Source organism: Okeania hirsuta (assembly GCF_003838195.1).
GTDB lineage: Bacteria > Cyanobacteriota > Cyanobacteriia > Cyanobacteriales > Microcoleaceae > Okeania > Okeania hirsuta.
Genome location: NZ_RCBY01000463.1, coordinates 1 through 2,779, shown reverse-complemented (window position 1 = coordinate 2,779; position 2,779 = coordinate 1). Strand labels below are relative to the sequence as shown.

The following is a 2,779-nucleotide window of genomic DNA, read 5'->3' as shown; positions in this document are numbered from 1 at the left end:
CCTAGGCAGTCACATCCACCGTGGTTGTACCCACATTAAAGACGGTGCCCGGATTTTGACTATAGGAAATAGCTACAGGCCCGCCGCAATTATCGCTACCGGTAGCAGCGAAGCTAACGACCGCACTGCATTGCCCCGGATCGTTATTAACATTAATATCGGCAGGGCAGATTGCCACAGGTTGACACCATTTCAATGGTTTATAGTTAGGTGCACAAGCACCATTAGTCCGAACAAGTACCCTCCGCTCGAACATAAAGGTAGTGGTAGTGGTCGGCGACACATTGAAGTTAGCACCCGTGCTACTTGAGTACCGCCACAAATACCCGTATACCAAACCCAGCTTGGTCGTCATTTAGACTACGTTGACTGAAAGTGTCTGTAGGGAACTTGGACATACGGCCCAGGGGAGCCAGAATGCTAGTGCTATACAGGTGTCAGCAAGCGTTTAAAGTTATCTACCACGTAAAGCTGCACTGATGCTGGTTCTGGTTTCACAGGATCAGTTGCGTTAAAAGGACAGTTTTGCTGCCTCATCGCTACAAGGTGAAATTAGTGAAGGGCTGGTTCTGTAGCACTACATTATCGGTGGAACTACATCGCCGATGTTAGCGATAAGCTACCATTGCATTAACATCTAGTTCAACATAGGGATTTTCGTTGGGGCTGTTGGCGAAACATCGTCAAAGACTTGATCGTTCGCAGTACAGGGGTAGTATGCCCGGCTGCATCTGTACCTGTAGTGCGTGTGATCCGTGGATCGTCTAGTAACCAGTCCTCCATTATTTATTTCACTAAGGAAGGAAACAGTGATACGCCTGACTAGAACCTCCACAGGAAGTATGGTTTGTCCATCATTCAAGCTACCAGGGAGTTGTGCTAGGAGCCGTCCAAGTGAAGTCGCTGGCCTGATTTCATAGATCTTTTAATTGTAGGCTTTCCCAGCTGCAGTAGAAGAACCTTCTTGACACCATATCTGTGAACTGAGTCCCGAGGCAGCACCATTCGTAGCGGTTAAACTACCTTCGTAGCTCAAGAATTCTATGACTGCACCATTCTTGTCAGCGCGACCCATCCGGGAGCCGTTTTGGATGCCAGATTGAAAAAATGCCACTGCACCGATTCCCGTCCCCTCATCATCATTACAAACCGCTTAAGTTCACGGTATATACACATACACCATTACCATTAATAGAGTAACAGCTTGTAGAACTCAGATGGTTCTGCAGGTCAGCAACTTCCACAAACTCACCTTCATCCGACTAAAATCATCAAAATGAATCTCATTGATCCAACCTCACTGGACAATAGCCCGAAGTGCACTACATGGGGTAATGTTTGGCCATCGTTTAGATCGCAGGCGAATCCGTACTAGGAGCCGTCCAAGTGAAATCGCTGGATTGTTCCCTGATCCTTTTAACTGAGACTTTCCCCGACGGCTGGGAAGAACTTTCTTGTACCCCAATGTCTGTGGAGGTCGTTCAGAGGCAATCGCCATTGGTTGGCGGTGAAGCTACCTTCGTAGCTCAGGAATTCTATACAGTCCCTTTTTAATCAGGGAACACCATCTGGCGTTCGTTTTGAATTTCAGCTCAAAAATGCCAAGCACCATACCATTGCCTCATCATCGATCACACCACTAAGCTCACCGTGCTATAAACACTGCCATTAGACCCCGTGTGAAGGCTAGACTATATCCAACTCAGGTTGGTTCGGCGGTCCGCGATTTCTACAAACTCACACCGTATCTCCTCCGTGTTATCATAGTGAATCTCATTGATCCAAACCCGCCGGTACATACTGCTGCTAGCTACAGTTTCACTTTCATCAGTAACTACCCTGGATTAGGAACGGGACGTCATCGAGGCAGCTGACATTAATGGTCGCTGGATTACTAGCGTTGGAGGCGTGTTGTCCTTCGCTGTACGTAAAAGTACAGCTCTTGCCAGGCGCCATCTGAGCAGTAGGTGACCTCAATATCCGAAGTAAAGCTCATTCCGCTGGGGGACTTTGCACGATAGAAAAGCTCCCAATTATCGCCCGCAGTCGCCAGACTAGTATATTAGAGAGACTGCCCACAGATGCATCGACAAACTCCGCTGCGTTGCAGGACAAGTGATCGTTGGTGCGATATTGTCCTACACCGTGACTGTGCGGTAAAGTACTTTCGCCACTCCATTATGGTGACCGTTAGTTCAGCCGTGTTTATTATTTTCCTATGTTGGAGCAGGTGAATTCTGATCAAATCCACTGCAGCTGTATGTCCCGCAGACGTGAAGAGTTATTGTTTATTTTTTCAGAGTGAGGGTGGCAATGCCGGAGGCGTGAGTTGATAGTCACATTTTGACAAACAGCCGTCACCTCGCAAGCACAGAGGAAGCCACCATTGGTATTGATGCAGATGGGGTCCGGGTGAAGGCAATTTGCCCTGCGGCGCACTTCATCAATGTCGATCGCATTGACCAGAGCCAGGTTCAAAGACGAAGCCGTCGGGGCAATCTGTTCCAATTAATTTAGATTGAAAAGTTAGGGTTTTCATCACAATCGTCGCTAGCAATGTTGATTTAGAGACTGAGGACCGACAGTTTGAGGAGTGAAAACAATTACAATGTAGAGGTGCGCAAGATCTACAGCAGCATTACTAATGGACTCAATTACAAATTGAGGATCACTGTTTGAGACGCTATTGATGTTTAAACTCGTACTCCCTAAGTTGGTGATGGTGTAGGTTTTAGATGCAGAATTACCTAAGGTGACGGAACCAAAGTCCGTATTACCG

The 2,779-nt window shown here is 47.4% G+C and carries 2 protein-coding genes; both read right to left on the bottom strand.

Features of this window, described 5'->3' with window-relative positions; translation table 11 throughout:
• Nucleotide 1 precedes the first annotated feature (1 nt).
• Nucleotides 2-256 carry an HYR domain-containing protein gene (locus D5R40_RS43235; RefSeq protein ID WP_375339442.1) on the bottom strand — a complete coding sequence of 85 codons (255 nt, stop codon included), beginning with the start codon at nt 254-256 and terminating at the stop codon, nt 2-4.
• Nucleotides 257-2,550: 2,294 nt separating this feature from the next.
• Nucleotides 2,551-2,779, bottom strand: a 229-nt coding sequence (locus D5R40_RS38530) for an Ig-like domain-containing protein (protein ID WP_205127801.1), incomplete at its 5' end; no start/stop codon positions are given.

Bases quoted from the DNA above. Each gene is read 5' to 3' on its own strand.
- D5R40_RS43235 (WP_375339442.1), bottom strand. From the start codon at position 256: ATGTTCGAGCGGAGGGTACTTGTTCGGACTAATGGTGCTTGTGCACCT.